The 24,759-nt window shown below is 70.1% G+C and carries 24 protein-coding genes and 1 pseudogene; 8 read left to right on the top strand and 17 right to left on the bottom strand.

Going from position 1 to position 24,759, the window contains the following annotated elements; all coding sequences use genetic code 11:
- Window position 1 precedes the first annotated feature (1 nt).
- Window positions 2-1,039, bottom strand: a complete 1,038-nt coding sequence (locus tag QSK05_RS02530; protein WP_285593452.1) for a sugar ABC transporter substrate-binding protein — start codon at window positions 1,037-1,039, stop codon at window positions 2-4.
- Window positions 1,040-1,303: 264 nt separating this feature from the next.
- Here QSK05_RS02530 and QSK05_RS02525 point away from each other — a divergent pair, with 264 nt between their 5' ends.
- Window positions 1,304-2,377 (top strand): LacI family DNA-binding transcriptional regulator, encoded by a 1,074-nt coding sequence (locus tag QSK05_RS02525; protein WP_352299723.1) that lies wholly within the window; start codon window positions 1,304-1,306, stop codon window positions 2,375-2,377.
- Window positions 2,378-2,554: 177 nt separating this feature from the next.
- Here QSK05_RS02525 and QSK05_RS02520 read toward each other — a convergent pair whose 3' ends face one another.
- The 7 genes from QSK05_RS02520 to QSK05_RS02490 form a co-directional block, all read right to left on the bottom strand.
- A complete protein-coding gene (locus QSK05_RS02520; protein WP_285593448.1) occupies window positions 2,555-3,409 on the bottom strand; it encodes a DUF1206 domain-containing protein in 855 nt (284 codons plus the stop codon).
- An 82-nt stretch (window positions 3,410-3,491) separates the two neighbouring features.
- Entirely contained in the window at window positions 3,492-4,154 is a 663-nt protein-coding gene (locus tag QSK05_RS02515) for an IspD/TarI family cytidylyltransferase (protein WP_285593447.1), read from the bottom strand.
- A 57-nt stretch (window positions 4,155-4,211) separates the two neighbouring features.
- A complete protein-coding gene (gene purL, locus QSK05_RS02510; RefSeq protein WP_352300212.1) occupies window positions 4,212-6,458 on the bottom strand; it encodes a phosphoribosylformylglycinamidine synthase subunit PurL in 2,247 nt (748 codons plus the stop codon).
- 104 nt (window positions 6,459-6,562) lie between these two features.
- On the bottom strand, window positions 6,563-7,264 hold the full coding sequence (gene purQ, locus QSK05_RS02505; RefSeq protein WP_285593445.1) for a phosphoribosylformylglycinamidine synthase subunit PurQ: 702 nt from the start codon (window positions 7,262-7,264) through the stop codon (window positions 6,563-6,565).
- Between the two features lie 5 nt (window positions 7,265-7,269).
- Complete coding sequence (gene purS, locus QSK05_RS02500; protein ID WP_231483285.1) at window positions 7,270-7,527, bottom strand: phosphoribosylformylglycinamidine synthase subunit PurS; 258 nt, start codon at window positions 7,525-7,527, stop codon at window positions 7,270-7,272.
- 94 nt (window positions 7,528-7,621) lie between these two features.
- Window positions 7,622-8,092 carry a nucleoside deaminase gene (locus QSK05_RS02495; RefSeq protein ID WP_285593440.1) on the bottom strand — a complete coding sequence of 157 codons (471 nt, stop codon included), beginning with the start codon at window positions 8,090-8,092 and terminating at the stop codon, window positions 7,622-7,624.
- A gap of 60 nt (window positions 8,093-8,152) precedes the next feature.
- Entirely contained in the window at window positions 8,153-9,454 is a 1,302-nt protein-coding gene (locus QSK05_RS02490) for an 8-oxoguanine deaminase (RefSeq protein ID WP_285593439.1), read from the bottom strand.
- Window positions 9,455-9,587: 133 nt separating this feature from the next.
- Between QSK05_RS02490 and QSK05_RS02485 the strand changes: the two genes are divergently transcribed.
- Window positions 9,588-10,325: an MBL fold metallo-hydrolase gene (locus QSK05_RS02485; RefSeq protein WP_285593438.1), complete on the top strand. Its 738-nt coding sequence runs from the start codon at window positions 9,588-9,590 to the stop codon at window positions 10,323-10,325.
- On the opposite strand, the gene QSK05_RS02480 is transcribed toward QSK05_RS02485, so the two are convergent.
- Together QSK05_RS02480 and QSK05_RS02475 are read right to left on the bottom strand one after the other, a co-directional pair.
- Window positions 10,312-11,475, bottom strand: a complete 1,164-nt coding sequence (locus QSK05_RS02480) for a GDSL-type esterase/lipase family protein (RefSeq protein ID WP_285593436.1) — start codon at window positions 11,473-11,475, stop codon at window positions 10,312-10,314. The genes QSK05_RS02485 and QSK05_RS02480 overlap by 14 nt on opposite strands.
- Before the next feature lie 102 nt (window positions 11,476-11,577).
- Window positions 11,578-12,822 (bottom strand): GNAT family N-acetyltransferase, encoded by a 1,245-nt coding sequence (locus QSK05_RS02475; RefSeq protein ID WP_285593434.1) that lies wholly within the window; start codon window positions 12,820-12,822, stop codon window positions 11,578-11,580.
- A gap of 158 nt (window positions 12,823-12,980) precedes the next feature.
- Between QSK05_RS02475 and QSK05_RS02470 the strand changes: the two genes are divergently transcribed.
- On the top strand, window positions 12,981-13,169 hold the full coding sequence (locus tag QSK05_RS02470) for an antitoxin (RefSeq protein ID WP_285593432.1): 189 nt from the start codon (window positions 12,981-12,983) through the stop codon (window positions 13,167-13,169).
- 44 nt (window positions 13,170-13,213) lie between these two features.
- Here QSK05_RS02470 and purD read toward each other — a convergent pair whose 3' ends face one another.
- Window positions 13,214-14,521 (bottom strand): phosphoribosylamine--glycine ligase, encoded by a 1,308-nt coding sequence (purD, locus tag QSK05_RS02465; RefSeq protein ID WP_285593431.1) that lies wholly within the window; start codon window positions 14,519-14,521, stop codon window positions 13,214-13,216.
- A gap of 177 nt (window positions 14,522-14,698) precedes the next feature.
- On the opposite strand from purD, the gene QSK05_RS02460 reads away from it, so the two are divergent.
- Window positions 14,699-15,499 (top strand): hypothetical protein, encoded by an 801-nt coding sequence (locus QSK05_RS02460; protein WP_285593429.1) that lies wholly within the window; start codon window positions 14,699-14,701, stop codon window positions 15,497-15,499.
- Window positions 15,500-15,594: 95 nt separating this feature from the next.
- On the opposite strand, the pseudogene QSK05_RS36215 reads toward QSK05_RS02460, so the two are convergent.
- A pseudogene (locus QSK05_RS36215) lies at window positions 15,595-15,812 on the bottom strand (aspartate aminotransferase family protein); the annotation flags it as partial.
- Window positions 15,782-16,003 carry a hypothetical protein gene (locus tag QSK05_RS02455; RefSeq protein ID WP_285593427.1) on the bottom strand — a complete coding sequence of 74 codons (222 nt, stop codon included), beginning with the start codon at window positions 16,001-16,003 and terminating at the stop codon, window positions 15,782-15,784. The pseudogene QSK05_RS36215 and the gene QSK05_RS02455, both read right to left, overlap by 31 nt.
- Window positions 16,004-16,043: 40 nt before the next feature.
- On the opposite strand from QSK05_RS02455, the gene QSK05_RS02450 reads away from it, so the two are divergent.
- Window positions 16,044-17,111: an FUSC family protein gene (locus QSK05_RS02450; RefSeq protein WP_285595153.1), complete on the top strand. Its 1,068-nt coding sequence runs from the start codon at window positions 16,044-16,046 to the stop codon at window positions 17,109-17,111.
- On the opposite strand, the gene QSK05_RS02445 is transcribed toward QSK05_RS02450, so the two are convergent.
- The 4 genes from QSK05_RS02445 to ligD (QSK05_RS02430) are packed head-to-tail and all read right to left on the bottom strand — an operon-like array spanning window position 17,112 to window position 19,883.
- A complete protein-coding gene (locus tag QSK05_RS02445) occupies window positions 17,112-17,375 on the bottom strand; it encodes a DUF6457 domain-containing protein (protein WP_285593425.1) in 264 nt (87 codons plus the stop codon).
- Between the two features lie 2 nt (window positions 17,376-17,377).
- Entirely contained in the window at window positions 17,378-17,962 is a 585-nt protein-coding gene (mobA, locus tag QSK05_RS02440) for a molybdenum cofactor guanylyltransferase (RefSeq protein ID WP_285593423.1), read from the bottom strand.
- 31 nt (window positions 17,963-17,993) lie between these two features.
- Entirely contained in the window at window positions 17,994-18,929 is a 936-nt protein-coding gene (gene ligD, locus QSK05_RS02435; RefSeq protein ID WP_285593421.1) for a non-homologous end-joining DNA ligase, read from the bottom strand.
- 9 nt (window positions 18,930-18,938) lie between these two features.
- Entirely contained in the window at window positions 18,939-19,883 is a 945-nt protein-coding gene (gene ligD, locus QSK05_RS02430) for a non-homologous end-joining DNA ligase (protein ID WP_285593420.1), read from the bottom strand.
- Window positions 19,884-20,099: 216 nt separating this feature from the next.
- Between ligD (QSK05_RS02430) and ku the strand changes: the two genes are divergently transcribed.
- The 3 genes from ku (at window position 20,100) to QSK05_RS02415 (ending at window position 24,737) form a co-directional block, all read left to right on the top strand.
- On the top strand, window positions 20,100-21,035 hold the full coding sequence (gene ku / locus QSK05_RS02425) for a non-homologous end joining protein Ku (protein WP_285593418.1): 936 nt from the start codon (window positions 20,100-20,102) through the stop codon (window positions 21,033-21,035).
- A 157-nt stretch (window positions 21,036-21,192) separates the two neighbouring features.
- A complete protein-coding gene (locus QSK05_RS02420; protein WP_285593416.1) occupies window positions 21,193-23,211 on the top strand; it encodes an MFS transporter in 2,019 nt (672 codons plus the stop codon).
- A gap of 257 nt (window positions 23,212-23,468) precedes the next feature.
- Window positions 23,469-24,737, top strand: coding sequence for an MFS transporter (locus QSK05_RS02415; protein WP_285593415.1), 1,269 nt, complete (start codon window positions 23,469-23,471; stop codon window positions 24,735-24,737).
- Window positions 24,738-24,759: the final 22 nt, after the last annotated feature.

Genomic DNA, 24,759 nt, shown 5'->3' with positions numbered 1-24,759 from the left:
GCTACCCCCAGCAGTTCTCGGCGCCGAACGTGGTGTCTTTCGACTCCACGCCGGACTGCGGATCATCGGTGATCAGAGTGACTCCGGTGTCGGTGAAGTCCTGGCCCGCGGGGTTGCTCGGCCGGGCGCCGGTCGAGGCGAACTTCGAGATGGCCGTCACCCCGTCGGATGCCATCTTCAACGGGTACTGCTGCGAGGTGGCTCCCAGCTGAAGGTCTTTCACGCTCTGAACACCAGGACAACCCCCGTCGACGGCGACCAGCACCACCGACTCGGCCTTGCCCGCGGCCTTCAGCGCCTCGTACGCCCCCGCCGCGGCCGGCTCGTTGATGGCGTAGACCAGATTGATGTCGGGTTCGCGCTGCAACAGGTTCTCCATCGCGGTGCGCCCGCCCTCGGCGGCTCCGTCGGTGACGTCGTGGCCGGAGATCCGAGGGTCGTTCTCGTCGCCGATCCGGTTCGGGTCCGCGGTGTCGATGCCGAAACCCTCCATGAATCCCTGATCACGCTGCACGTCGACGGAGACCTGGTCGGGCGTGAGGTCAAGGAACGCGATGTGGGCGTCCTGCGCCTGGTCGCCGAGTTTGGCCCTGGCCCACTCCCCCACCAGTTTTCCGGCGGTGAAGTTGTCGGTGGCGAAGGTGGAGTCGGCGGCGTCCGCCGGGTCGAGCTGGGTGTCCAGCGCGATCACGGCCAGTCCGGCTTCTTTCGCCCGGTCGATCGCGGGCACGATGGCCCGCGAGTCGTTCGGCGTGATCATGAAGCCCTCAGCGCCGAGCGCCATCAGGTTCTCGATCGCGGTGACCTGCGACTCGTTGTCGCCGTCGATCTTCCCGGCGAACGTGCGCAGGTCGATGCCGTCTTTCGCGGCCTGCGCCTGCGCGCCCTTCTTCATCGTCACGAAGAACGGATTGGTGTCGGTCTTCGTGATCAGTCCGATGATGGGACGACCGTCGTTGCCCCCGGAGCAGGCGGCCAGACCGACGGCGGACACGGCGAGGACGACGGCGGCAAGCCGGTGGGGACCTGAACGCGGCACGAAGCGGCTCCTTCGGTTCGCGTCGAGCCGCCGTGGCCGGGCACTTTCAAGCGTGAGTGGGCACACCCGGACAGGCTCCCGACATCTTTGTCGGCTACTGGACGAACTCTTACAAGTTACGCCAGATCTGGAAATTCGGTAACCGCTCCGTCACTGAACGAGTCCGCTGGGCGCAGCTAGTGCGAACGCACTCCGTGCATCACGACCGCGCGGTAGGTTCTCGGCAGGGGATGTTGATCTCGGGCGTGAGGGGAGCGGCGGGCCATGGACAGCCAGCTGCCGGAGACTGCAGGAATGCCGATACGGAGCCAGCAACTCGGGCGACGTCCGACGATGCGGGATGTCGCCGCGGTCGCGGGCGTCAGCCTCAAAACCGTTTCGAGGGTGGTGAACGGGGAACCGGGGGTGTCCAGCACTCTCGGCCGGCGGGTGCGCGAGGCGATCGACGAACTCGACTTCCGGCCCAACATCGGCGCACGCAGTCTGCGCCGGGCCGGGGGCCGGACGGCCACGGTCGGGCTACTGCTCGAAGACGTGTCGAACCCGTTCTCGTCGACGTTGCAGCGAGCCGTGGAAGACGTCGCGATACCGCGTGGCGTCATGGTGTTCACCGCCAGCCTGGACGAAGACCCGCAGCGCGAGCGCGAGCTCACCCGGGCCTTCAGCGCGCGGCGGGCCGACGGCCTGATCATCGCGCCGGCCAGCAACGACCAGTCGTACCTGGAGAGCGAGCTGCGCGCGGGTACGGCCATCGTCTGCATCGATCGCGAGGCCAAGCGGCTCGAGGTGGACTCGGTGCTCACCACGAACGTGGCCGGGGCGGCGGCCGGGATGCAGCATCTGCTCGACCACGGCCACCGGCGCATCGCGTTCCTCGGTGACCGGGCCGACATCACCACGGCGCAGCAACGGTACGAGGGATACACCGAGGCTCTCACCGCGGCCGGGATCCCGATCGACACCAGCATCGTGCTGAGCGATCTGACCAGTCAGACACTCGCCCAGGCCGCCGCGATCCAGTTGCTGAAGCAGCCCGATCCGCCCACCGCCGTGTTCGCCGCCCAGAACCTGGTCACCATCGGCGTGGCCCGGGCCCTGCGGCAGCTGAAGCGTGAGCACACGGTGGCGCTGGTGGGATTCGACGACTTCCCCCTGGCCGACCTGCTCGACCCGGGGATCACCGTGGTCGCGCAGGACCCGACGGCGATCGGGCGGCTGGCCGCGACCGTACTGTTCGACCGGATCGGGGGCCACGAGGGCCCGCCCGAGACGCATGTGGTGCCGACCCGGCTGATAACCCGGGGCTCGGGCGAGATCCGCCCCCCGCACCAACCGTGATCATGCAAGTGTCCCCAGACCGAATCGTCGGTCTGGGGACACTTTGCATGATCACGAACAAGGTTGGGGGGCGAATCCCCCACCAACACGGTTGGGGACGCTTCCCTCACCAACGAGCTGGGGACGCCCTCTCGCCAACGAGGTTTCGATGAATCTCCCGTGTCGGCGAGAGCGGGGTCAGCCCTCCTTGTGGATCCGGGCCGTCAGCAGCTGGAAGGCCGCGTAGCAGGCCAGGCCCAGAGCGACCAGGGTGAGGATCCACTGGCCGAACGGCTGGTCGGCCAGGGTCTTCAACGCGGCGTCGAGACCTCGGGCCTCCTCCGGCTGCGACTTCACCCCGGCCACGACGATCAGGATGCCCAGCGTGCCGAAAGCGACGCCCCGGGAGATCCAGCCGGCCTGACCGAGACGGGTAATACCCTGCCCCGGGTTGCCCTCGAGCTTCTCCAGGAACTTCTTCTTCACGCCCTTGTACGCCATGTACCCGGCGTAGGCGATGACGGCGAGACCCACGATGACCACCAGCACACGACCGGCCGGGGCTTCCATCAGCGAAGCCGTCCAGTCGGCGGTCTTGCTGCTGGAGCTCTGGCTGCCACCGCCGAAGCCGATACGCAGTGACTGCACGGCCAGCGAGGCGCCGAAAAGTCCCTTACCCGCGGCGCTCACGCGCTTGAAGGCGCTGTCGTCGCTGGGCGGGCCGATGATGCTGAGCAACAGCTGCCAGACCGCGAAGCCGATCAGGCCGATGCCCATGATGATGAGAAGTGCTTTGCCGAAGGGCTTCTCAGCCACCTGCTGGAGCGCACCGGTGTTGTCGGCACTCTTCGACGAACCGCCCCAGGCGACCTGCAGGGAGATCCAGGCGAGCAGCAGGTAGACGATACCGATCGCTGCCACACCGACCTGCCCCAGCCGCTTCAGCCATTTCGAATTGGCCTGACGGGCAAGACCTTCAGCACTTTTCTGGGCGCCGGACGCCTTGCCCTCGGCGCCGGACGAGCCGTTTCGTGTCGGCGTGGAACTGGCCATCGTTTGCCTCTCACTCCTCATGAAGATGATCGACAACCAACGTCGCACAGGCAGACCAACCCCGCATATCGAGAATGATCAGCTATTGACTCCAGGCCTGGGACAGCGGTAGCAGGGCCTGGGCCACCGCCAGCTCGGCCGGCGTGGTCACGTGCACGTTGGTTGGCTCCCCTTGAACCACCACGACCCGGCCGCCCGCCGCGGCCACCATGGCGGAGTCCTCGACCGCGTCCGCGATCTGTTCGTGAGCCCGGCGCAGCACCGGCAGCGAGAACGCCATGGGCATCTGCGCGGAGACCCTGCCACCGGCCGGGGTGGTGGCCCCGGCCAGGCCCAGAAGACCTTCTTCGTCCACCTTTTTGATCTTCTTGACCGCATCGGTGAGCGGCAGCCCCGGAAGGGCTGCGTCGGCACCGGCACGCACCGCGTTGATCACCCGGTAGTAGAGGACGGACGTGGCGAGGGGGTGGGCCGCGTCGGTGATGCAGACGACCTCGGCGTCGGCGGGAAGGGCCGCCAGGCCCGAGCGCACCGACTCGGCCCGGGTGGAGCCGCCGGTGGCCCGGACCCCCGGGCCGGACCAGGGGTGACCGGCCGGGAGCACGACGACCACACCGTCACAGCTCTGCGCCGCGATGTCGACCACCCGCTCCAGGAGAGTCTGTCCACCGAGCACGGCGAACTGCTTCAGCCCGCCGAACCGGGTACCGCCACCACCAGCAAGAACAACGCCCCAGACGCTCATGGGAAAAACGGTATCGCCCGCCGGTCCCGAGGACCGACGGGCGATGACCAGGAACTACTAGGCGTTCAGTGCCGCCGGCAGCGTGGCCTCGTGCGAGGCCCGCAGCTCGTCGAGGGTGAGGCTGAACCGGCCGGCCACGGCGAGCGAGTCGCCGCCGGTCGAACCCAGCTCCACCAACGGGACGCCGTTGCTCGCGCAGGCCTGCGTGAACTGTTCCACGGCCTCGGGCTTCACCGCGACCACGGCGCGCGCGGTGGACTCGGCGAAGAGCAGCGTGAACGCGTCTACACCGTCACGCTCCAGGGCCGCGTCCAGCGAGACCGAGGCGCCCACGCCGTAGCGCAGCGACGCCTCGACCAGCGTCTGGGCCAGGCCACCGTCGGACAGGTCGTGCGCGGCGAACACCAGACCTTCGTCGGCGGCCGTGGCCATGACCGACGCCAGGGCCCGCTCGGCCTCCAGGTCGACCGCCGGCGGCAGACCACCCAGGTGCTCGTGCTGCGACCAGGCCCATTCCGAACCGGCGAACTCGGCCTTGGTGGTGCCCAGCAGGAACAACTGCGCGCCGGAGGTCTTCCAGCCCGAAGGGGTGCGCTTGGCCACGTCTTGCAGCACACCCAGCACACCCACGACCGGAGTCGGGTGGATGGCCGTGGTGCCGGTCTGGTTGTACAGACTGACGTTTCCACCGGTCACCGGGATGCCGAGCTGCTGGCAACCGTCGGCCAGACCGCGCACGGCCTCGGCGAACTGCCACATCACGGCCGGGTCTTCGGGCGATCCGAAGTTCAGGCAGTCGGTGACGGCGAGCGGACGACCGCCGGCCACACCCACGTTGCGGTACGCCTCGGCCAGGGCCAGCTGCGCACCGGTGTACGGGTCGAGTGCAGCGAAACGCTGGTTGCAGTCGGTGGCGATGGCGACACCCAGGCCGCTCTCCTCGTCCACCCGCAGCACGCCCGCGTCGTCGGGCATGGCCTGTGCCGTGTTGCCCTGCACGTAGCGGTCGTACTGGTCGGTGACCCAGGAACGGCTGGCCAGGTTCGGCGTACCGGCCATCTTCACGACCAGCTCGCCGAGCTCGGCGTCGGTCTGCGGGCGGGGCAGCAGGTCGGGGACCGAGGCCTGACGCACGTCCATCCAGTCTGGACGGGCATAGGGCCGGTCATAGACCGGGCCGTCGTGGGCCACGCTGCGCGGCGGCACGTCAACGATGGTCTCGCCGTGCCACAGCACCACCAGGCGGCCGGTCTCGGTGACCTCGCCCATCACGGTGGCCTCGACGTCCCAGCGGGTGGTGATCGCCAGGAAGCCGGGCAGGTCTTCCGGGGTGACCACGGCCATCATGCGTTCCTGCGACTCGCTCATCAGGATCTCTTCCGGGGCGAGCGTGGAGTCACGCAGCGGGGCCCGGTCGAGGTGGACGAGCATGCCGCCGTCACCGTTGCTGGCGAGCTCGGAGAACGCGCAGCTCAGGCCGGCCGCTCCGAGGTCTTGGATGCCCTGCACGACGTCGGCCTTGAACAGGTCGAGACAGCACTCGATGAGCACCTTCTCGGCGAACGGGTCGCCCACCTGCACGGCCGGGCGCTTGGTCGGGCCGCCCTCGGTGAAGGTGTCGCTGGCCAGGATCGACGCCCCGCCGATGCCGTCGCCGCCGGTGCGGGCGCCGAACAGCACCACCAGGTTGCCGTTGCCGCGGGCGTTGGCGAGGTGAATGTCTTCGTGCCGCAGGGTGCCCACGGCCAGCGCGTTGACCAGTGGGTTGCCCTGGTAGCAGGGGTCGAAGGAGACCTCGCCACCGATGTTGGGCAGACCCAGGCAGTTGCCGTAACCACCGACGCCGCCGACGATCCCGGGCAGAACGCGGAGAGTGTCGGGGTGGTCGAGAGCACCGAAGCGCAGCGGGTCCATCACCGCGACCGGGCGGGCGCCCATCGAGATGATGTCGCGCACGATGCCGCCGACACCGGTGGCCGCACCCTGGTAGGGCTCGACGTAGCTGGGGTGGTTGTGGCTCTCCACCTTGAAGGTGACCGCCCAGCCCTGGCCGATGTCGACCACGCCGGCGTTCTCACCGATGCCGACCAGCAGGTGCTCCTGCATCTCCGGCGTCGTCTTCTCGCCGAACTGACGCAGGTGCACCTTGCTCGACTTGTAGGAGCAGTGCTCGCTCCACATCACCGAGTACATCGCCAGTTCCGACCCGGTGGGCCGGCGGTCGAGGATCTTGCGCACGGCCTCGTACTCGTCGGCCTTCATCCCGAGCGCGGCCCAGGGCTGATCGACGTCGGGGCTCTTCATAGCCTTGTCGACGGTGTCGAGAGCCTGCCGCTGCTGCTCGGTCAGGGGCGAGGACGCCCCCAGAGCGTCGAGGTTCTCGCCGTAGGTGTTGATGCTGTCGCTGGTCACGCGGAGAGCACTCCCTGCAGTGCGCTGGTGAAGAAGGCCAGACCGTCGGTGCCGTTGTTGACCTCGGGGCCGTAGCCCGCCTCGGTGGCGTGTTCGGGGTGCGGCATCAGGCCGACGACGGTGCCGGAGGCGTTGCTGATGCCGGCGATGTCGCGGCGCGAGCCGTTCGGGTTCACGTCGAGATAGCGGGCGACCACGCGGCCCTCGCCCTCGAGTCGGTCGAGCGTGGACTCGTCGGCGATGAAGCCGCCCTCACCGTTCTTCAGCGGGATGACGATCTCCTGGCCCTCGGCGTAGCCGTTGGTCCACGCGGTGCTCGTGCGCTCGATGCGGAGCAACTGGTCGCGGCAGATGAACTGCTGCTTCTCGTTGCGCACCAGGGCCCCGGGCAGCAGGTGCGACTCGGTGAGCACCTGGAAACCGTTGCAGATACCGAGCACCGGCAGCCCGGAGGAGACCTGGTCGGGCGGGCCGGCCAGCCGGATGATCTCGTTCATCACCGGGGAGAACCGGGCGATCGCTCCGCAGCGCAGGTAGTCGCCGTAGGAGAAACCGCCGGGCAGCACGACGGCGTCGACACCCTTGATGTCAGCGTCGTCGTGCCAGAGGGAGACCGGGGTACCGCCTGCGATGCGGACCGCGCGCACGGCGTCGCGGTCGTCGAGGCTGCCCGGGAAGGTGACGACACCGATGCGCATGGCCGTCACTCCGGGTCTGAGGCCGCGCGGACCGCGACGACGTCTTCGATGACGGGGTTCGAGAGCAGCGTCTGCGCCGCCTCGCGAGCACGGTCCAGGACGGCCTGGTCGACCTCGCCCTCGAACTCGAGCTCGAACCGCTTGCCCTGACGGGCGCCGGCGAACTCGGCGAAACCGAGCCGGGCGAGGGCCCCGACGACCGCCTTGCCCTGCGGATCGAGGATCTCAGGCTTCGGCATGACGTCGATCACGACGCGACCCATGACGTGTGCTCCCTAGGTGGAGAGGTGGCTCAATGCACGTCAGACGCTACCCGACCTCACCGACAGAGCCGCATCGCGCCTGATCAGATGTCCGTCAGTAGTCTGTCCGATCCGCCTTGACCTCCCAGTGGTCGAACGGGAGTGTCGCCCCCGGCAGCGGCACCTGGGCCAGGGTCAGGGGCCAGCTCGACGGCTCGCTCTCGAACACCTCGTAGAACACCCGGTCGTCGAAGCCCGCCTTGGCCGCGTCGTGGCGGTCGGCGGCGTAGATGATCCGGTCCACCCGCGCCCACAGCGACGAGGCGAAGCACATCGGGCAGGGCTCGCACGACGCCACCAGCAGGCAGCCGTCGAGCTTGAAGGTGCCCAGCGCCTGGCAGGCGGCCCGGATCGCGACCACCTCGGCGTGCGCCGTCGGGTCGAGCGTCGGGGTCACCTGGTTCGTGCCGGTCGCGATCAGTTCGTCATTGAGGACGACGAGGGCACCAAAAGGGCCCCCTCCGTTTGCGACGTTCTCGGCGGCCAGGGCCACTGCCTGGTTCAGCCACACGGTCTCGTCGGCCATGTTCCACTACTCCCGTTCGTCACTTCTCATCATCGGACCAGCCGGACCCACCGGATCCGGTCAGGACAACCGCTCCGACACCCGCGCGAGTTCCTTTCGGGCACGGGCCAGGTCGACGCCGACCGGGATCCCGTCACGGACCACCGGATCGCCACCGACCAGCAGGTGCCGCACGGGCCGGCGGGGCCCCAGCACCAGCGCGGCGACCGGATCGGCGATGTCCTGCACATCATCCCCCGGCCAAACCGCGATATCCGCACGCCTTCCCGGTTCCAGGACGCCGATGTCGTCCCGCCCCAGGCAGGCGGCACCGCCCACCGTGGCCAGATCGAGCGCCTGGCGCACGGTCAGATTCGCCGGGTCGCCGGTGCGCAGACGACCGGTGAACAGAGCCTGCCGCATCTCGGTGGCCAGACCGCCGTCCTCGTTGCTCGCCACGCCGTCCACCCCGAGACCGACCGGGGCCCCGGCGCGCAACAGGTCACTCACCCGGCACATCCCGGCCGCGAGCCGGGCGTTGCTCGACGGGCAGTGCGCCACACCGGTTCCCGCCGTCCCCAGCCGGGCGATCTCGGCGTCGTCGAAGTGGATGCCGTGCGCGAACCAGACATCGTCGCCGAGCCAGCCCCACTCGTCCATCAAGGCGAGGGGACGCAGGCCGAACCGCTGCGCCACCGCCTGCTCCTCATCCAGGGTCTCGGCCAGATGGGTGTGCAAACGGAGACCGAGACGCCTTGCCAACTGCGCCGATTCGACCATGAGGCGAGGTGTGACGGAGAACGGCGAACAGGGCGCCACGGTCACGGTGACCCGTTCGCCGTCGTGCAGCCGCGCGTGGACGGCCTCGGTGCTGGCCAGGATCGCCTCGGTGTCCTCGACCACGTCGTCGGGCGGCAGCCCACCGGCGGACTCGCCGAGATCCATCGAACCGCGGGCCAGGTGCAGCCGGATGCCGACCTGCCCGGCGGCCTCGGCGATGCGGTCGAACACCCGGTCGTCGCCCCGCGGCACCAGGTAGTGGTGGTCGGCGGCGGTCGTGCAGCCCGACAGCGCCAGTTCGGTCAGCCCGACCAGGGCGGCGGCGTACACGTCGTCCGGGTCGAGCTTCGCCCAGACCGGGTACAGCTCGGTCAGCCAGCCGAAGAGGGTCGAGTCGACGGCCCGGCCCCGGGTGGCCCACTGGTAGAGGTGATGGTGGGTATTGACCAGACCCGCGGTGAGAATGTCGCCGTCCACCCGCAGCACCCGCTCACCGGGCACGGGCGGCACGACCCCGACCGCCACGATCCGGCCGTCCTCGACCGCGACGTCACCCGGCCACCGGGCACCCCGGATCACCAGTCGTCCTTCTGACTTCACCATGCCGCCGACGCTACCGACCACGTGTTGCAGACACGTTGACGACCAGCGCGCCAGGCCGGATGTGGCTCCTTCGTCCGTGATCATGCGATCCCCCTCATCGCCGGGAACGTCTGCATGATCACGGACGAAGGGGATGACCGAGGTGCCGCGCGCCAGACGTACGCCGGGGTACGGCCTGTCTCTGGTGCATCCGGCCGTCCCGCGTGCCAATCTGGATGATGTGCAGATCACTCATATCGGACACTCATGCCTCCTGGTCGAGACCGGGGGCGCCCGCATCCTGACCGACCCGGGCGCGTTCGCCGAGGGTTTCGAGGACCTGACCGGGCTGGATGCGATCGCGGTGACGCACCAGCACATGGATCACCTCGACACCGAGCGCCTGCCCGCCCTGCTGGCCGGGAACCCGCAGGCCGTGGTGCTGGCCGAGCCGGAGACCGCGGCGCTGCTGGAGAAGGCCGGGGTGCCGGTGAAACAGCTGATGCTCGACGAGCCGGTCACGATCGCCGGGGCGACGCTGACCGCGGTGGGCGGCACGCACGCCGAGATCCATGCCGACATCCCGCTGATCGGCAACATGGGCCTGACCATCAGCTCACCGGGCGACCTGGCCCTGTTCCACCCCGGCGACTCCTACGGGGCCCAGCCGGAGGGCATCGACCTTCTGGCCGTGCCGCTGAACGCGCCCTGGGCCAAGTTCAGCGAGACCGCCAACTTCGTACGCGCCATCGGCCCGGGCCGGCTGTTCCCGATTCACGACGGGTTGCTGCAGCCCGCCGGGCGAGCGGTGTACCTGCGCAATCTGGCCGGACTGCTGCCCGAGGGCGCGCAGATCGTCGACCTGGCCGGCCAGGGGCCTACCGAACTCTGAGCCCTCGCAGGCCCCGGCCCGGGGTGCTCGCGCAGGCCGAATCGCCCGCGATCCGGGCGGCCCCAGCCAGGCAGATGCCGATCGCCTGCTGCCCGTAGAAGTTCGGGTGCAGGGACTCGGCGTAGTCGCCCTGCCCGGTGTAGTCGACGAACCGCACCCATTCCACCTCGGCCGAGACCGGGTCGCCCTGGGGGTGCCGGGTGCCCTCGGCGCACAGTTCATGCCCGTCGAAGGCGTTGCTGAGGTCGAGGAACGTGGCGCCGTGCCGGTGCGCCGTGCTCTTCAGCGTGGCGGTGATCGACGGGGTCACCTGGCGGGCGATCCAGGTCAGGTCCGGGTCGGTGAACGGGCACCGGCCCCCGGTCCACTTGAACGCCCGCTGGTAGCCCTCGTACTTGTCTTCCGACGCGCTGGGCAGAGGGTTCGGGTACGACTGCAGGATCAGCCGGTAGTCACCGTCCCGGTATCCGGCCCCGGCGAGCGTGGCCCGGATGTCGTCGAGCACCGCGCCGACCGCTGCCCCCATCGCCGGCCGCTCGACGTCGAGACGCGGCTGCTGCTTGGTCTTGCACGGGTCGTTGCGCAGCGCGTAGGCGGTGATGCAGCGGTAGACCAGGTCGGGGAAGCTCAGGTCGTTGCCCCCGATCGAGAGCACGACGAGCTTCACCCGGCTGGTGCGGGCCAGAGCCGCGAGCTGGTCGTTCTGCGGCTGCTCGCCGCGCAGACCGACCCCACCCTCGCTCGCCCGCAGCACATGGGCCGCACGGGCCCCGGAGCAGGCCAGGTTCACCGCGCGGCCGAGGCTCAGTCCTTGGGCCACAGCGCTGTTGATCGGTGCCGAGTCGGAGCGGTAGCAGCCGGTTCTCGCCGTCGCGCCGTAGATCTTGGCGCGGTCGGAGCTGCCGAACAACTTGCCCTTCGGGCGCGACCAGGCCCGATCGGTGCCGCCCCGGTCGAAGAGGAAGTCGTCGGAGTTGCCGGCCCACCGCGCGCCGGTGCCGGAGATGTAGCTGTCGCCCAGGCTGACCACGACCGGGTCTCCCGCCGGAAGCCTCGGTTGCGCCCGGGCCGCCGTCGGGATGCCGAACAGCACTGCCGTGATCACGGTCAGGACGACCAGGGCCTTGCCCTGCACTGCGCTCCGGGCCACGCGTACCTCCCCCGAGGATGCCTGCCCTCGAGAGTCGCACCCGGTTCGCTGTGTCCGCAACAGCTCACGGACGGTAGTGCAGCGAGTGGTCCTGGACAGGCCCTAGAACCAGGTATGGCCCACCATCGCGGTCGGGGTCCAGGTCAGCATCGCGTCCAGCCGCCGCACCGTTCCCGCCCGGTGCTCATCGGCCAGACCCGCCAGATGCAGCCTGGTGAGCGGATTCTGCCCCAGGTAGACCGAGCCCAGCGTCGACACGGGCAGCGTGACGTCGGCGGTTCGGGTGGACGCGGTCACCCCCACCTCTCCGTTCTCGTCGGCATCGATCTGCCAGCGCCCGGCGGCATACCCGGCCGGGTCGGTCACCTCGACGACGACCTGGCCGGGCGCCTGGGCCCGGCGGGCCGTGAGGGCCGCCGGCACGTCGACGATGCGGACCCATTGGAAGTCGGTGCGGTTCGTCTCGCCGATGGCCCGGCGGTCGGTCACCATCCAGGCCAGGGGCTCGTGGACGGGCCGGTCGGCCGCCACGATCCGGTCGGTGAGGTCGAGGTCGGCCAGGTACCGCCAGAGGGCCCGGTAGGCGGCCGGAGTGGATGCGGTGAGGTCGAGCAGGTCGATGCCGGCCTGCGTGGAGAGGGTCCAGTCACCCTTGATCCGGTAGCTGGCGGTGCCGACCACCGTGCCGGCCGCGTCCCGGGCGATCACGGCGGGCCGGGCCAGGCCCTCCTCCCCGGCCTCGGGGAACACCCCGCAGGACATGTCCCACCACAGGTCGGAGCGGGGCAGAGCGCCGGGCAGGCCGGCGGAGACCGTGCGGTACAGCTCCGGGGCCACCTGGCGCAGGGCGAGGTCGTCCGTCGCCTCCAGGTCGATGCCCTCGGTGAGCCCGGCGCCGAACCGCAGGCGCGGGCTGCTCACGGTGAGGTGCACGGTCTCGCTGGCCGGGCCGAACCCGAACCGGCCGTAGATCCCACCCTCGCTGGCGATCAGGTAGCCCAGCGCCGCCCCCTGCTCACGGGCCTCGGCCAGGGACGACGCCATGAGCGCGGTGGCCACCCCCCGACGGCGGTGGCTCGTCAGCACGGATACCGAGGTGATCGCCAGGGTCTTCACCGTGCTGCCACCGGGCACCGGCAGGTCCGCGTCCCAGGTGCGGTAGGTGCCGCAGGCCACGTCGCCGATGCGGGCGACCCGGAACCGCTGGTCGGCCGAAGCCTTGCGCAGCAGGTCGAGCCGGGCCGTGGTCGGCCGGTGGGGCGCCAGGAAGGCCCGGTGCGTCAGCGTTGCCCACGCCTCGAGTTCGTCGGTGCCGACCGGGCCGATGTTGATCGCGAGAGCTGCCACACCGGAACGCTAACGGGCACCCGAGGCGGTCTGCATGTGCTTATTGCCCCGGGGGACATGGTCAACTCGCGGTCCCGGCCGGTCCGGGTTCGACTGGTTCACGGAATCGCTGCGGTACCGCCATGATCCACCGCCATGATCCGTGGGAGGAGTTCGACATGGGTGCGTTCGACGACATCAAGAACAAGGGCCAGGACTACGCCCAGGACCACCCGGAGCAGGTCGAGAAGGCCAGTGACCAGGCCATCGACAAGGGCGGCGATCAGGCCGACAAGGCCACCGGGGACAAGTACGGGAAGCAGGTCGACTCCGCCCAGCAGAAGGCGGACGGCGCCATCGGCGGGTAACACCTCGGACGTGCGGCGGGTTCACCCCGCCGCACGCCCGAACCTCAGTTCGGGGCGACCGGGTGACCCAGCCGGCCGGTGAGCTCGGCGGCGGCCGCCGCCTCGGCGATGTCGGTCCGGAACTGCCCACCGCGCAGGCCGATCCGGTCGAGCGCGGCGTAGACGGTGGTGCGGGCCGCCTCGAGATCGTCACCCGTTCCCACCACGGAGAGCACCCGCCCCCCGGCGGCGACCAGGTCACCGTCCTCCAGGGCCGTGCCGGCGTGCAGCACCCAGGCGTCGGGCCAGCCGTCGGCATCGTCAACGCCGGTGATGACGTCACCCCGCACCGGCGTGTCGGGGTAGTTCTCGGCGGCCAGTACCACGGTGACGGCGGCCTTCTCGTGCCACTCCAGGGGCGGCACGTGCTCCAGGTGCTGCACCGCGGCGGCGCGCAGCAGCATCCCCGCAGGCGTGGCCAGGCGGGCCAGCACGACCTGGGTCTCGGGGTCGCCGAAGCGGGCGTTGAATTCGATCACCTTCACCCCACGACTGGTCAGGGCCAGGCCGCAGTACAGAACACCGACGAAAGGTGCTCCCCGGTTTGCCATCTCGGCAATCGTCGGGCGGGCAACCTGCTCCAGTACCTCGTCGACCAGATCGTCCGGGGCCCAGGGCAGCGGCGAGTACGCGCCCATGCCACCGGTGTTCGGACCCAGATCGCCGTCGAGCGCCCGCTTGAAGTCCTGCGCGGGGGCCAGCGGCAGCACGGTCACACCGTCGGTGATGCAGAACAGGGAGACCTCGGGGCCGTCGAGGTACTCCTCGATCACCACCCGGCCGCCCTCGCGCTCGAGGCAGGCGGCGGCGTGGGAGAGCGCCGTGTCCAGGTCTTCGGTGACGACCACACCCTTACCCGCGGCCAGGCCGTCGTCCTTCACCACGTAGGGGGCGCCGAACTCGGTCAGGGCGTCGTTCGCCTGCGCGAGCGTGGAACAGGCGAACGAGGCTCCGGTGGGCACTCCGGCCGCGGCCATCACGTCTTTGGCGAAGGCCTTGCTGCCCTCGAGCTGCGCGGCGGCGGCCGAAGGACCGAAGCACGGGATCCCGGCGGCCCGCACGGCGTCGGAAACCCCCGCGACCAGCGGCGCCTCCGGCCCGACCACGACCAGGTCGACCGCCAGGTCGCCGGCCAGGCCGGCCACCGCCTGCGGGTCGAGAGCATCGACGGCGAAGCAGTTGCGCTCACCGATCATCCCGGCGATACCCGGGTTGCCGGGGGCCGCGTAGAGCCCCGTCACCCCCGGGTCGGTGGCGAGAGAACGGACCAGCGCGTGCTCGCGGGCGCCTGGCCCGACCACAAGAACCTTCACGGGGGACGAGGGTAATCGGTCCGGGGGTGCGGGCGCTCCGCTCCGGGCCGGGGTGGGATTCACGCAATCGAGACCCGGGCGGGCAATAAATCGGTACAGAACCGGACGGAGCGGAACTAGGCTGACTCGCCGCCCGGAACCACGGGGCGGCGCACACTTTCACCGAACGGATCCGTCATGTCGTCGTCTGCTCTCCGCCGCCAGCGGTTTCTGGTCGTCCTGCTGGCCACCGTCCTGATCCTGACCGCACTGCTCTCCCTGACCTGGGTGAACGAGCGCATCGACCAGCCCGTCGAGCCCACCGCGGCCCCGGCCGAACCCTGGACCTCGCTCTTCAGCACGCCCGTCTCCTCGGAACCGCCGAGCGACCACGACTACGCGGGAGACCTCGCGCGGAGTGCGATGGAGGCCGCGTTCACCGCCACCTCCGTGCACGTGGAGGCCGACACTGTGGGCTACGGCCAGCACCTCCGGTACGACCTCAGCATCGACCGGAACGGTCAGGCTCTGGGCCGGATCTCGAACACCGAGGGGGGCGAGACCCGGGTGATCCTGCAGGGGGACACCGGGTACGTGCAGTACGGCGAGAACCTGCCGCCGCAGGAGCCGGGCACCCCGGGGTGGCTCACCGGGCAGTGGATCTCGATCACCCGGAACGACCAGACGGAAGAGATCTTCGCGGCCACGCAGATGCCCCTCCTGGTCGACGACGTGCTCGACCTGCCCGATGTCGACGCCCCGTGGAGGACGTACGAGCACAAGACCCTGGACGGGCTCCCGACGGTCGCCCTGGGCCTGGAGGGCGGCGAGCGCCGTACCTATGTGCGCACGGACGGCGCCCGCCAGGTGCTCCTGCACCGCGAGGAGGACTTCCGCGCGATCTACTCCCTCTGGAACGACCCGCTGGTGCTCGAGGCCCCGCCGCACCCGATCACCTGGGAAGAGTCCACGGGCCAGGCGCCGCCGCTCAGTGCCTGACCCTCAGAGGCCGGCCTCGACCTCGGCGAGCGCCTCCCCGAGCAGGGCCAGGCCGTACCGGGCCTCCTCGTCGGTGATGTTCAGGGCCGGCACCAACGGTTCGCGGGTCCGAACACCTCACGACCCAGCCGGCCGGCGTTCCCGATCAGTGAGTCGTCGCTCAGCACACCGATGTTCGCGACGGCCGCGGCGCACGCGAGCGGGTGACCGGAGTAGGTGAGACCGCCCGGGAACGGCCGCGAGCCACCGCGAACCACCGCCCCGCGCGTCCGGAACCGGACATCACCTCGTCCGCGATCCAGAGAATGCCGTGCCCGCGCCGTCCCACCACCACGAGACCTGGGCGCCGTCGGCGGTGAAGGGCTGGCGGCCGTCCTGCGCCGGCCAGGAGTGGAAGACGTACCCGAGGTCGAGTTCCATTGCCCGCTTTGCCCTTTCCGCCCGGTCTGGATCGACGGGCAGCAGCGGTGCGGTGCACGGGAGCGGGGGACGCGTGCTCGCCATGGTGGCAGGGTAAGGATTGCTCCCCCAGGATTGGCCCGTGATGACTACGTCGGGCACGGCCGTGCGGGACGGTGTTCTCCGGATCCGGACGAACGCGTTCGCGATCTTCCAGTGCGGGATCGGGGCCGCCCTGGCCTGGATCATCGCCGAGAACCTGCTGGGCCACCCGCGCCCGTTCTTCGCCCCGGTCGCCGCCGTGGTCTGCCTCGGCCTGTCCAACACGCAGCGCCTGCGCCGCATGGTCGAGCTGGCCCTGGGCGTGACGATCGGGGTGGGCATCGCCGAGCTGCTGGTCACCCAGATCGGGAACGGCTGGTGGCAGATCACACTGGTGGTGCTGATCTCCATGTCGATCGCCCAGCTGCTCGGGGGCGGCGCGCTGATGACCACGCAGTCGGCGGTGCAGAGCATCTTCCTGGCCGCGCTGCCCCAGACCCCCGGCGGTGGGCTCTACCGCTGGGAGGACGCGCTGATCGGCGGCACCACGGCACTGCTCATCGTCGCCTTCCTCCCGGCCGATCCGGGCCGGTTCGTACGGAAGGAGGCACAGGACCTGATCCGCGAGCTGGCGGCGATCTCGTCGGAGTCGGCGGCGGTGCTGCGCAGTGGTGACGCCGCCCGGGCGGACGCGGTGCTCGACCGGGCCCGGCGGACCCAGGACGACATCCAGGCCTGGACCGACGCCCTGCGCGGCGGCGAGGAGATCAGCCGGATCTCCCCGCTGCGCCGGCGGCACCAGCCCGAGCTGCTGCGGTACCGCCGCGGTCTGACCGGACTGGACCGGGCGACCCGCAACATGCGAGTGGCGGTGCGCCGCATCGCCGCGGCCCTGGACACCGGCACCGAGATGCCGATGGCCCTGGCCGACATCTTCGACCATCTGGCCGAGATCCTGCACCTGCTGGAGGGTGAGGTGGGCACGGCGCAGGAACGTCTGGTCTCCACCACCGCCCTGGCCACCCTGGCCGCCCGCCTCGACCCCGAGCAGCTCGGCGCGCAGTCGCTGTCGGCCAACGTGGTGGTCGGGCAGATCCGGTCGGTGGTGGTGGACCTGCTGGGCGCCACCGGGATGGACGAACACCAGGCCCGGACCTTGCTGCCCGGCTGATCAGGCTTTTTCCGACTCCTGCTCCAGCTCCGGGGGCCGGGTCGCGAGCAGGCGCAGCACCTCACCCACGGCGGTGGCGATCTCGTCGCGCCCGCCACCCTTCAGCCCGGCGGCGTAGCCGACCAGGAACGTCGTGAGAGGCGCGGCGGGACGCGCAATGCCGTGGGCCGCCTCCTTGGCCAGATCCAGGATCTCCGCCACCTGCACGTCACCCGTGGGAACCGAAAGGTGCTCCCCGACCTCGTCCACCCAACCCTCAAGCATGGTCACTCCCCATCGTCGAGCTCGTCGAGCCGGGCCTGTTGCTCCGGCGTGTCACAGTCTTGCGAGGCCCCGAGGTCCGGCACCTCGATCACGTCCAGTTCCCGCACCAGGGCCCGCATCGGCCGGCCCTCCAGCGGTTCGAGTTCCCGCAGCACACGGATGAGCGCGGGCGTGCGGTACACCGCCGCGAGTGGCTGGCGGTGGCCCTCGGCGTCGACGAAGAGGGCCGCGTCGGCGTGCGGGGCGCAGGCCAGGGCCTCGACGAGCCGGTGGACGTCTTGTGCCCCCAGTCTGGTCAGGTCGGTCGCGAACACGCCGACGAGGGTCGGGGCGGTGGGTTCCAGCGCCTCGACGCCCGCGAGAAGCCCGGCCAGTGGCCCGGTTCCGGGTGGGTCCTCGCGCGTCCACCCGACCTCTCGCACCGTCGGACGGCGTTCACCGACCACCACGGTGTGTTCCGCGGCGAAGGTCGCCAGCAGCACACCGTCGAGCAGCGTCACCCCGGCCCGGGTCAGAGTGGCCTTGTCCACTCCGCCCAGTCGCTCACCGGATCCACCGGCGAGCACCACGACACCCAGAGCGCTCATCGTTTTCATGATCGTGAACGTAGTCCGACGGTCATCCGGTCGGTACCCTCGGGCCCGCCCCGGTCCGCGAACCCGAGGGCAGCAAGGTGGCCAGCGGATCACCGAGATCGGCGCAGCGTTCCAGCACCTCACCGAATTCCAGTTGCCGCAGGGCACCGGGATCGTCCAGCTCGTCCCAGGTGCGGGGGGCCGCGACGGTCGGGCGTTCCCGGCCCCGGGGTGAGAACGGGCAGATGGTGGTCTTGGCCGCGTGGTTCTGGCTCCAGTCCAGCAGCACCCGGTCCTTGCGCAGGTTCTTGGCCATCCGCGACACCACCAGCCGGGGCAGCTCGCGCTCCAGCTGCTCGGCCAGACGATGCACGTAATTCCCCACTGACGCAGCGTCCTGCCGGCCCGAGACCGCGGCGTAGAGCTGCATGCCCTTGCCCCCGGAGGTGACGGGATACGGGTGCAACCCGTCGTCCTCAAGCTTCTCCCGAACCGCCAGGGCGACCTCCGCGCACTCCGGCAACCCCGCGGGCGCGCCCGGATCGAGGTCGATGACCAGCAGGTCGGGGTCTTTCGCGGCACCGCGCGGGCCCACCCGCCACTGCGGCACGTGCAGCTCGAGTGCGGCCAGGTTCGCGGCCCAGACCAGCCCGGCCAGATCGTCGATGAGCGGGTAGGTGACCATCTCGCGGTCCTTGGTGCTGCCGGGCGCGGGCAGGGTGACGTCGCGCAGCCATCGGGGGGCACCGCGCGGCACGTTCTTCTCGAAGAACGTGGTGCTTCCCTCCACCCCGTCGGGCCAGCGTTTACGCGTGGCGGGACGGTCTTTCAGGTGCGGCAGGAGCAGGTCGGCCACCCCGGTCAGATAGTGCAGCAGCTCACCCTTGGTGGTGCCGGTGGAGGGGTAGAGCACCTTGTCCAGGTTCCGCAGCCGCAGGGTGTGTCCCTCGACCTCGACCAGCTGTTCCTCTCCGGCCACTGTTCCCCCTCACTCGTGGCGGACGTCCTGCGCTTCCAGATCGGCCCGGATGCCCCGGAAGACCGGCTGCCGCAGTCGCCCGTTGTCCGTGCGGCCCATGTGCCGCACGTCGACCACCAGACGCGGTTGCGTCCAGGTCGCCCCCTTGGCGTCGGCCCGGGGCACCGGGTCGTCGAACGGTGACTTCTCCAGTTGTAACGGCGTCAGCAGACGGCGCAGGTCGGCCTGCACCCCCGGTGCGGTCAACCCACTGCCCATCCGCCCCGCGAACCGCAACTGCCCCTGGTACGGAATGCCGATCAGCAGCCCTCCGACCGGGTTGCGCGCGTTCACCTCGGGCCGCCAGCCCCCGACGATCACCGACTGCACCCGGCGGTGGGCCAGCTTGCGCCAGTCACTGCTGCGCACGCCGGGCCGGTAGTCGGAACCGCGCCGCTTGGCCACCACTCCTTCCAGCCCTTGCTCGAGAGTGGCGTGCAGCAGGATGCCGACGTCGTCGTAGACCGGTGACAGCTGCCAGTGATCGCCCGAGGCGGGCAGCCGCTCCAGGGCCTCCCGCCGTTCCTGCCAGGTGCGACGCTTCAGGTCCACGCCGTACATCCGCAGCGCGTCGAAGGCGATCAGCGTGGCCGGAGCCCGGGCGGCGAGCGCCTGCGCCTTGCGCCGGTCGGTCACGTGGATGCGGTCGGCGAGCGCCGTGAACGACGGCACACCCCCGGAGAGGATGACGATCTCGCCGTCGAGCAGCACGTCGGGGTGGGCCCGGCCGATCGCCTCCAGCTCGGGGAAGGCCGGGGTGATCTCCCGCTCCGACCGGCTCCAGAGCCGCACGGCGCCGTCGTGGATGTCGGCGAGCACCCGCCAGCCGTCCCATTTGACCTCGTAGGCCCAGCGTTCGGCGTCGGTCGGGAGCCCGCGGTCGGCATCGGCCGGCGTCGCGAGCATGGGGCGCATGGCCACATGAGAGCACATGGGGGTGTCGATCACGGCCTCAATCGCCCCGCCGCGCGGACCGATGATTTTCAGCGGGTAACCGAGTCGACACTGGCAGGAGTGAGACCAAGCAGTCATGCTTGGTTCCAGGTTTTCGGCGTGTCCGACTTGACATGTCCTGTCGGATTTAAACCGTCCTGCCAGGGTCGATCAGCGCGACAACTGAGGAGACAGACGATGCGAGCCATCTGGAAGGGCGCGGTCTCGTTCGGCCTCGTCAACGTTCCCGTCCGGCTGTTCTCGGCGACCCAGGAGCACGACATCCGCTTCCACCAGGTGCACCGGGAAGACGGTGGGCGCATCCGGATGAAGCGGATGTGCAGCGTGTGCGGCGAAGAAGTGGCGTGGGACCAGCTGGCGAAGGGCTACGAGTCGGAAGACGGCCGCCTGGTGGTGCTCACCGACGAGGACTTCGACGCCCTGCCGCTGAGCACGGGCCGCGAGATCGACGTGGTCGAGTTCGTGCCGACGGGCCAGGTCGACCCGGTGCTGTTCGGCAAGTCGTACTACCTGGAGCCCGACGCGCGCGCCGCCAAGCCCTACGCCCTGCTGCGCGAGGCCCTGGAGGCGACCGACCGGGTGGCCGTGGTGAAGGTGGCCCTGCGTCAGCGTGAGTCACTCGCCGTACTGCGGGTGCGCGATCGGGTCATCATGATGCAGACCCTGCTGTGGCCCGACGAGATCCGGGCGGCGGAGTTCCCGATCCTCGAGGACGAGGTGGACCTGCGCCCGCAGGAGCTGCGGATGGCGGCGTCGCTGGTCGACTCGATGGCCGCGGATTTCGAGCCGGATCAGTACGAGGACGAGTACCAGCAGGCGCTGGTGCAGCTGGTCGAGGCGAAGCTCGAGGGCGCCGAGCCGGCTCCGGTGAAGGCCGACGAGGAGGCCACGACCGAGGTGGTGGACCTGCTTTCGGCTTTGCAGGCCAGTGTCGACCGGGCGAAGGCGTCCCGGGGCGAGAAGCCGGCCGATGCCCCGGCGAAGAAGACCGCCTCCCGCAGCCCTGCCCGCAAGACCGCAGCCGCCCAGACCGGCACGGCCAGGAAGGCCCCGGCCAAGAAGACCGCGAGCAAGACCGCAGCCAAGAAGACCCCGGCGCGCAAGTCGGCATAGCGCAACAACATTCAGTGGCTGGTCGATAGCACAAACGGCACCTGGCGGCTAGCCGCATCTTATGACACAGTCACTTTCCGGCTCGGGCTCACCGCCCTAGGAGGTGCCACCGGTCCCGGTCGGGCACAGGACCAGAAGTAGGCAAAGGACGGCCAGCATGCTCGATCCGGTGCGCCGCGCACTGCTGGCCATGGCGGTCTGCGCCTTCGGGCTGGGCACGGGCGAGTACGTCGTGGTCGGCCTGCTGCCGGCCGTCGCGAACGATCTGGACGCCAGCGTGCCCCAGGTCGGCCACCTGGTCTCGGCCTATGCGCTGGGCGTGGTGATCGGCGCTCCCCTGCTGGCGGCGGCCTCCGTCCGTTTTCCCCGTAAGGGCCTGCTCATCAGCCTGGTGGTGGCGCTGGCGCTGGGCAACCTGCTCTCCGCCGCGATGCCGGACTTCCGCAGCCTGCTCGTGCTGCGGTTCCTCTCCGGTCTGCCCCACGGCGCGTTCTTCGGGCTGGCCTCGGTGCAGGCCGCGAAGCTGGTGCCGCCCGCCCGCCGGAGCCAGGCGATGGCCATCGTGTTCGCCGGGCTGACCATCGCCAACGTTGTCGGCGTGCCGCTGGCCACCTACACCGGGCAGCACACCACCTGGCGCATGGTGTTCGTGCTGATCGCCGCGGTCGAGCTGATCGGCGCCCTGGGCGTCCTCGTGGTCGTGCCGCGCAGCCCGCGGATCGCTCCCGGTCTGCCGGACGCCCCCAACCTGCGGCGGGAGCTGAACGCCTTCAAGAACCGGCAGATCTGGCTGTCCCTGGTGGTGGCCGTGATCGGCTGCGGCGGGATCCACGCGACCTTCAGCTACATCTCACCGATGATGACCGAGGTGGCCGGGTACGGCGCCTCTGCCATCACGCCGCTGCTGGTGCTGTTCGGGCTGGGGATGACCTTCGGCAACCTGGTCGGTGCCCGGCTGGCCGACCGCTACGACGTGACCCGGGTGATCTACGGCGTGATGGCCGCCCAGGTGATCGTCTCGGCCGCCTTCTACTTCGGCGCGGGCAACCGGATCGCCTCGGCGTTCCTGCTCTTCCTCTTCCCGTTCTGCAACACCATGGCCTTCCCCGCCCTGCAGAACCGGATCATCAGCATGGCCGGCGACGCCCCGAACCTGGCCGCCGCGGGCATGCACGCGGCCTTCAACATCGCGAACTCCCTCGGCGCCTGGCTGGGCGGCGCGACCATCGCGGCCGGCTGGGGCTACAACTCACCCAACCTCGTCGCCGTCGGCCTGGGACTGGTCGCCGCCGGGATCGCGTGGCACGCCTCCCGCACCCGGTACTCCCTCGCCTCGGCCCTCCCACCCCCGCAGACCGTGCCGGGGTCCAATCCGGCCCGCCCCGTCACGGCACCGATCCGCATCCCGGTCGTCGGGCTGAACACCAACCCGATCCCCGTGATCGGCCGGTACAGCAACACCGGGCCGGTGCCCCGGATCAGCCAGCCCCACCCGGTCATCCCCGTCCGGGAGCGGCGCTTCGTGGAGCGTCACGTCCAGGAGCGCACACCACCCGAACGCACGGCACCCGCACGCACGGCACCCCAGCTCGCGGCGCCGGACCGCCCCGCTCCGAAACGTCCAGGCCTGGAACACGCAGCCCTGGAACATCTGCCCCCGGAACGCACGGCACCAGAACTCAGGGCACCAGAACGCACGGCCCTGAACCACCGTGGGCCGGCGCGCCCGGCTCCGAGACACCCCGCCGCGGAACGCAGTGCTCCGGAACGCTCCACTCGGGAACACCCCGTCTCGACCCGCACGACACCAGGACGTCCCACCCCGGAACGCCAGATGCCGGAACGCCCCGTCTCAGCCCGCCCGGCACCGGAGCACCCCGCCCCGGAACACCCCACCCCGGAACACCTGGTGCCGGGGCACCGCATCCCCGACCACCACGACCGTCCCGACCACCACGTCCCCCATGACCCGCCGTCGAAGCGTCCCGCCCCGGAGCGCCCGATCCCGGACCGCCTTCCACCGGGCCCGCCCAGCGACGACACCAACCCGATCCCCGTCGTCACCGGCCCCGGCGCGACCGAGAAATCCGGCCCCCGCCCGGGCTGGGCCTCGGCCGCCGACCTCGCCCGGGCCCTCCAGAACCGGCGGACCCCTCCCGGCGAGCGACGGTCGTGACCAGGAGTACCCGCGATGGCACCTAGTGTTTACGTGGCAGGGGAATACGACGCGGGGTAGCCGGTTGTACCCTGTGAAACAGCCAGTGGCGCCAGCAGTCGTCGACTCGCTCGGCACTAGGGCTCAATGATGCCGCCCCGCAACTTGTCCCGCACCGCCCGAAATTACTCCCTGGTGGAGCATTTTCTCGGGCGGTTCGTGGTGCGCCCGCGCGCCCCTGGCCATCCTCGAAAACTTGCGAAAGGGGCGGCAGAACTGTGATCACTCCCGTACGGCGCGCGCTACTGGTACTGGCCATCTGTAGTTTCGGCCTGGGCACGGGCGAGTTCGTCGCCCTGGGTCTACTTCCGGACATTGCGAACGACCTGGACGTCAGCGTGCCCCAGGCGGGCAACCTGATCTCCGCCTACGCGATCGGTGTGGTGATCGGAGCGCCCCTCCTGACCGCCGCGTCCGTCCGCTTCCCGCGCAAAGGACTCCTGGTCAGCCTGGTGGTGGCGCTGGCCGTGGGCAACCTCGTCTCCGCGATGATGCCGGGCTTCTGGTCGCTGCTGGTGATGCGGTTCCTCTCCGGTCTGCCGCACGGCGCGTTCTTCGGCGTGGCCGCCGTGCAGGCCGCCAACCTGGTAACGAAGAACAAGCGCAGTCAGGCCATGGCCGTGGTGTTCGCCGGGCTGACCATCGCGAACGTCGTCGGTGTGCCGATGACCACCTTCATCGGCCAGAACACCTCGTGGCGACTGGTGCTCGTGCTGGTCGCCGTGGTCGAGCTGGCCGGGGCCCTGGGCGTGCTGGCGGCCGTGCCGCGCAGTGAGCGCATCGACCCGTCCTCGCCCGACGCCCCGCACCTGCGGCACGAACTGAGCGCTTTCAAGAACAAGCAGATCTGGCTGTCCCTGGGTGTGGCCACCATCGGCGGTGGCGCCACCTTCGCCACCTTCAGCTACATCGCCCCGATGATGACCGAGGTCGCGGGCTACGCCGAGTCGAGCATCACCCCCCTGCTGGTGCTGTTCGGTCTGGGCATGACCTTCGGCAACCTGATCGGCGCGCGCCTGTCCGACCGTTACGACGGCACCCGGGTGATCTACAGCGCGATGGGCGCCAACGTCGTCATCGCCGCGATCTTCTACTTCGCCTCCAGCAACAAGATCGCTTCGGCCGCACTGATCTTCCTGTTCCCGTTCGCCAACACCATGGCCTTCCCCGCCCTGCAGAACCGCATCATCAGCCTGGCCGGTGGTGCCCCCAACCTCGCCGCGGCGAGCATGCACGCGGCCTTCAACATCGCGAACTCGATCGGTGCCTGGCTGGGCGGTGCGACCATCGCGGCCGGCTGGGGCTACAACTCCCCCAACCTCGTCGCCGTGGGCCTCGGCTTCCTCGGCGTCGCGATCGCGGTGTACGCGGGCATGACCGAGGGCCCCAGCACGCAGGTCGTCCGCACCACCACCATGGAGGACGTCCACCAGCCTCCGACTGCGGGCGCCCCTCAGTCACGCGAGGGCGCCCTGAGCAAGCGCTGAGGAGGCGCGCCTGCGTGCTCGG

This window comes from Kineosporia sp. NBRC 101731 (genome assembly GCF_030269305.1).
Classification (GTDB): Bacteria; Actinomycetota; Actinomycetes; order Actinomycetales; family Kineosporiaceae; genus Kineosporia.
The sequence above is the reverse complement of the archived record's forward strand: the minus strand, read 5'-3'. Positions and strand labels throughout refer to the sequence as shown.

Bases quoted from the DNA above. Each gene is read 5' to 3' on its own strand.
- QSK05_RS02520 (WP_285593448.1), bottom strand. From the start codon at position 3,409: ATGGCCAGTTCCACGCCGACACGAAACGGCTCGTCCGGCGCCGAGGGC.
- QSK05_RS02485 (WP_285593438.1), top strand. From the start codon at position 9,588: ATGACCGAGGTGCCGCGCGCCAGACGTACGCCGGGGTACGGCCTGTCT.
- ligD (WP_285593420.1), bottom strand. From the start codon at position 19,883: ATGCGCCCCATGCTCGCGACGCCGGCCGATGCCGACCGCGGGCTCCCG.
- QSK05_RS02420 (WP_285593416.1), top strand. From the start codon at position 21,193: ATGCTCGATCCGGTGCGCCGCGCACTGCTGGCCATGGCGGTCTGCGCC.
- purS (WP_231483285.1), bottom strand. From the start codon at position 7,527: ATGGGTCGCGTCGTGATCGACGTCATGCCGAAGCCTGAGATCCTCGAT.
- QSK05_RS02460 (WP_285593429.1), top strand. From the start codon at position 14,699: ATGTCGTCGTCTGCTCTCCGCCGCCAGCGGTTTCTGGTCGTCCTGCTG.
- QSK05_RS02455 (WP_285593427.1), bottom strand. From the start codon at position 16,003: ATGGCGAGCACGCGTCCCCCGCTCCCGTGCACCGCACCGCTGCTGCCC.
- QSK05_RS02490 (WP_285593439.1), bottom strand. From the start codon at position 9,454: ATGGTGAAGTCAGAAGGACGACTGGTGATCCGGGGTGCCCGGTGGCCG.
- QSK05_RS02495 (WP_285593440.1), bottom strand. From the start codon at position 8,092: ATGGCCGACGAGACCGTGTGGCTGAACCAGGCAGTGGCCCTGGCCGCC.
- ku (WP_285593418.1), top strand. From the start codon at position 20,100: ATGCGAGCCATCTGGAAGGGCGCGGTCTCGTTCGGCCTCGTCAACGTT.
- QSK05_RS02470 (WP_285593432.1), top strand. From the start codon at position 12,981: ATGGGTGCGTTCGACGACATCAAGAACAAGGGCCAGGACTACGCCCAG.
- QSK05_RS02515 (WP_285593447.1), bottom strand. From the start codon at position 4,154: ATGAGCGTCTGGGGCGTTGTTCTTGCTGGTGGTGGCGGTACCCGGTTC.
- purL (WP_352300212.1), bottom strand. From the start codon at position 6,458: ATGAAGAGCCCCGACGTCGATCAGCCCTGGGCCGCGCTCGGGATGAAG.
- mobA (WP_285593423.1), bottom strand. From the start codon at position 17,962: ATGAGCGCTCTGGGTGTCGTGGTGCTCGCCGGTGGATCCGGTGAGCGA.
- QSK05_RS02450 (WP_285595153.1), top strand. From the start codon at position 16,044: ATGACTACGTCGGGCACGGCCGTGCGGGACGGTGTTCTCCGGATCCGG.
- purQ (WP_285593445.1), bottom strand. From the start codon at position 7,264: ATGCGCATCGGTGTCGTCACCTTCCCGGGCAGCCTCGACGACCGCGAC.
- QSK05_RS02445 (WP_285593425.1), bottom strand. From the start codon at position 17,375: ATGCTTGAGGGTTGGGTGGACGAGGTCGGGGAGCACCTTTCGGTTCCC.
- QSK05_RS02525 (WP_352299723.1), top strand. From the start codon at position 1,304: ATGGACAGCCAGCTGCCGGAGACTGCAGGAATGCCGATACGGAGCCAG.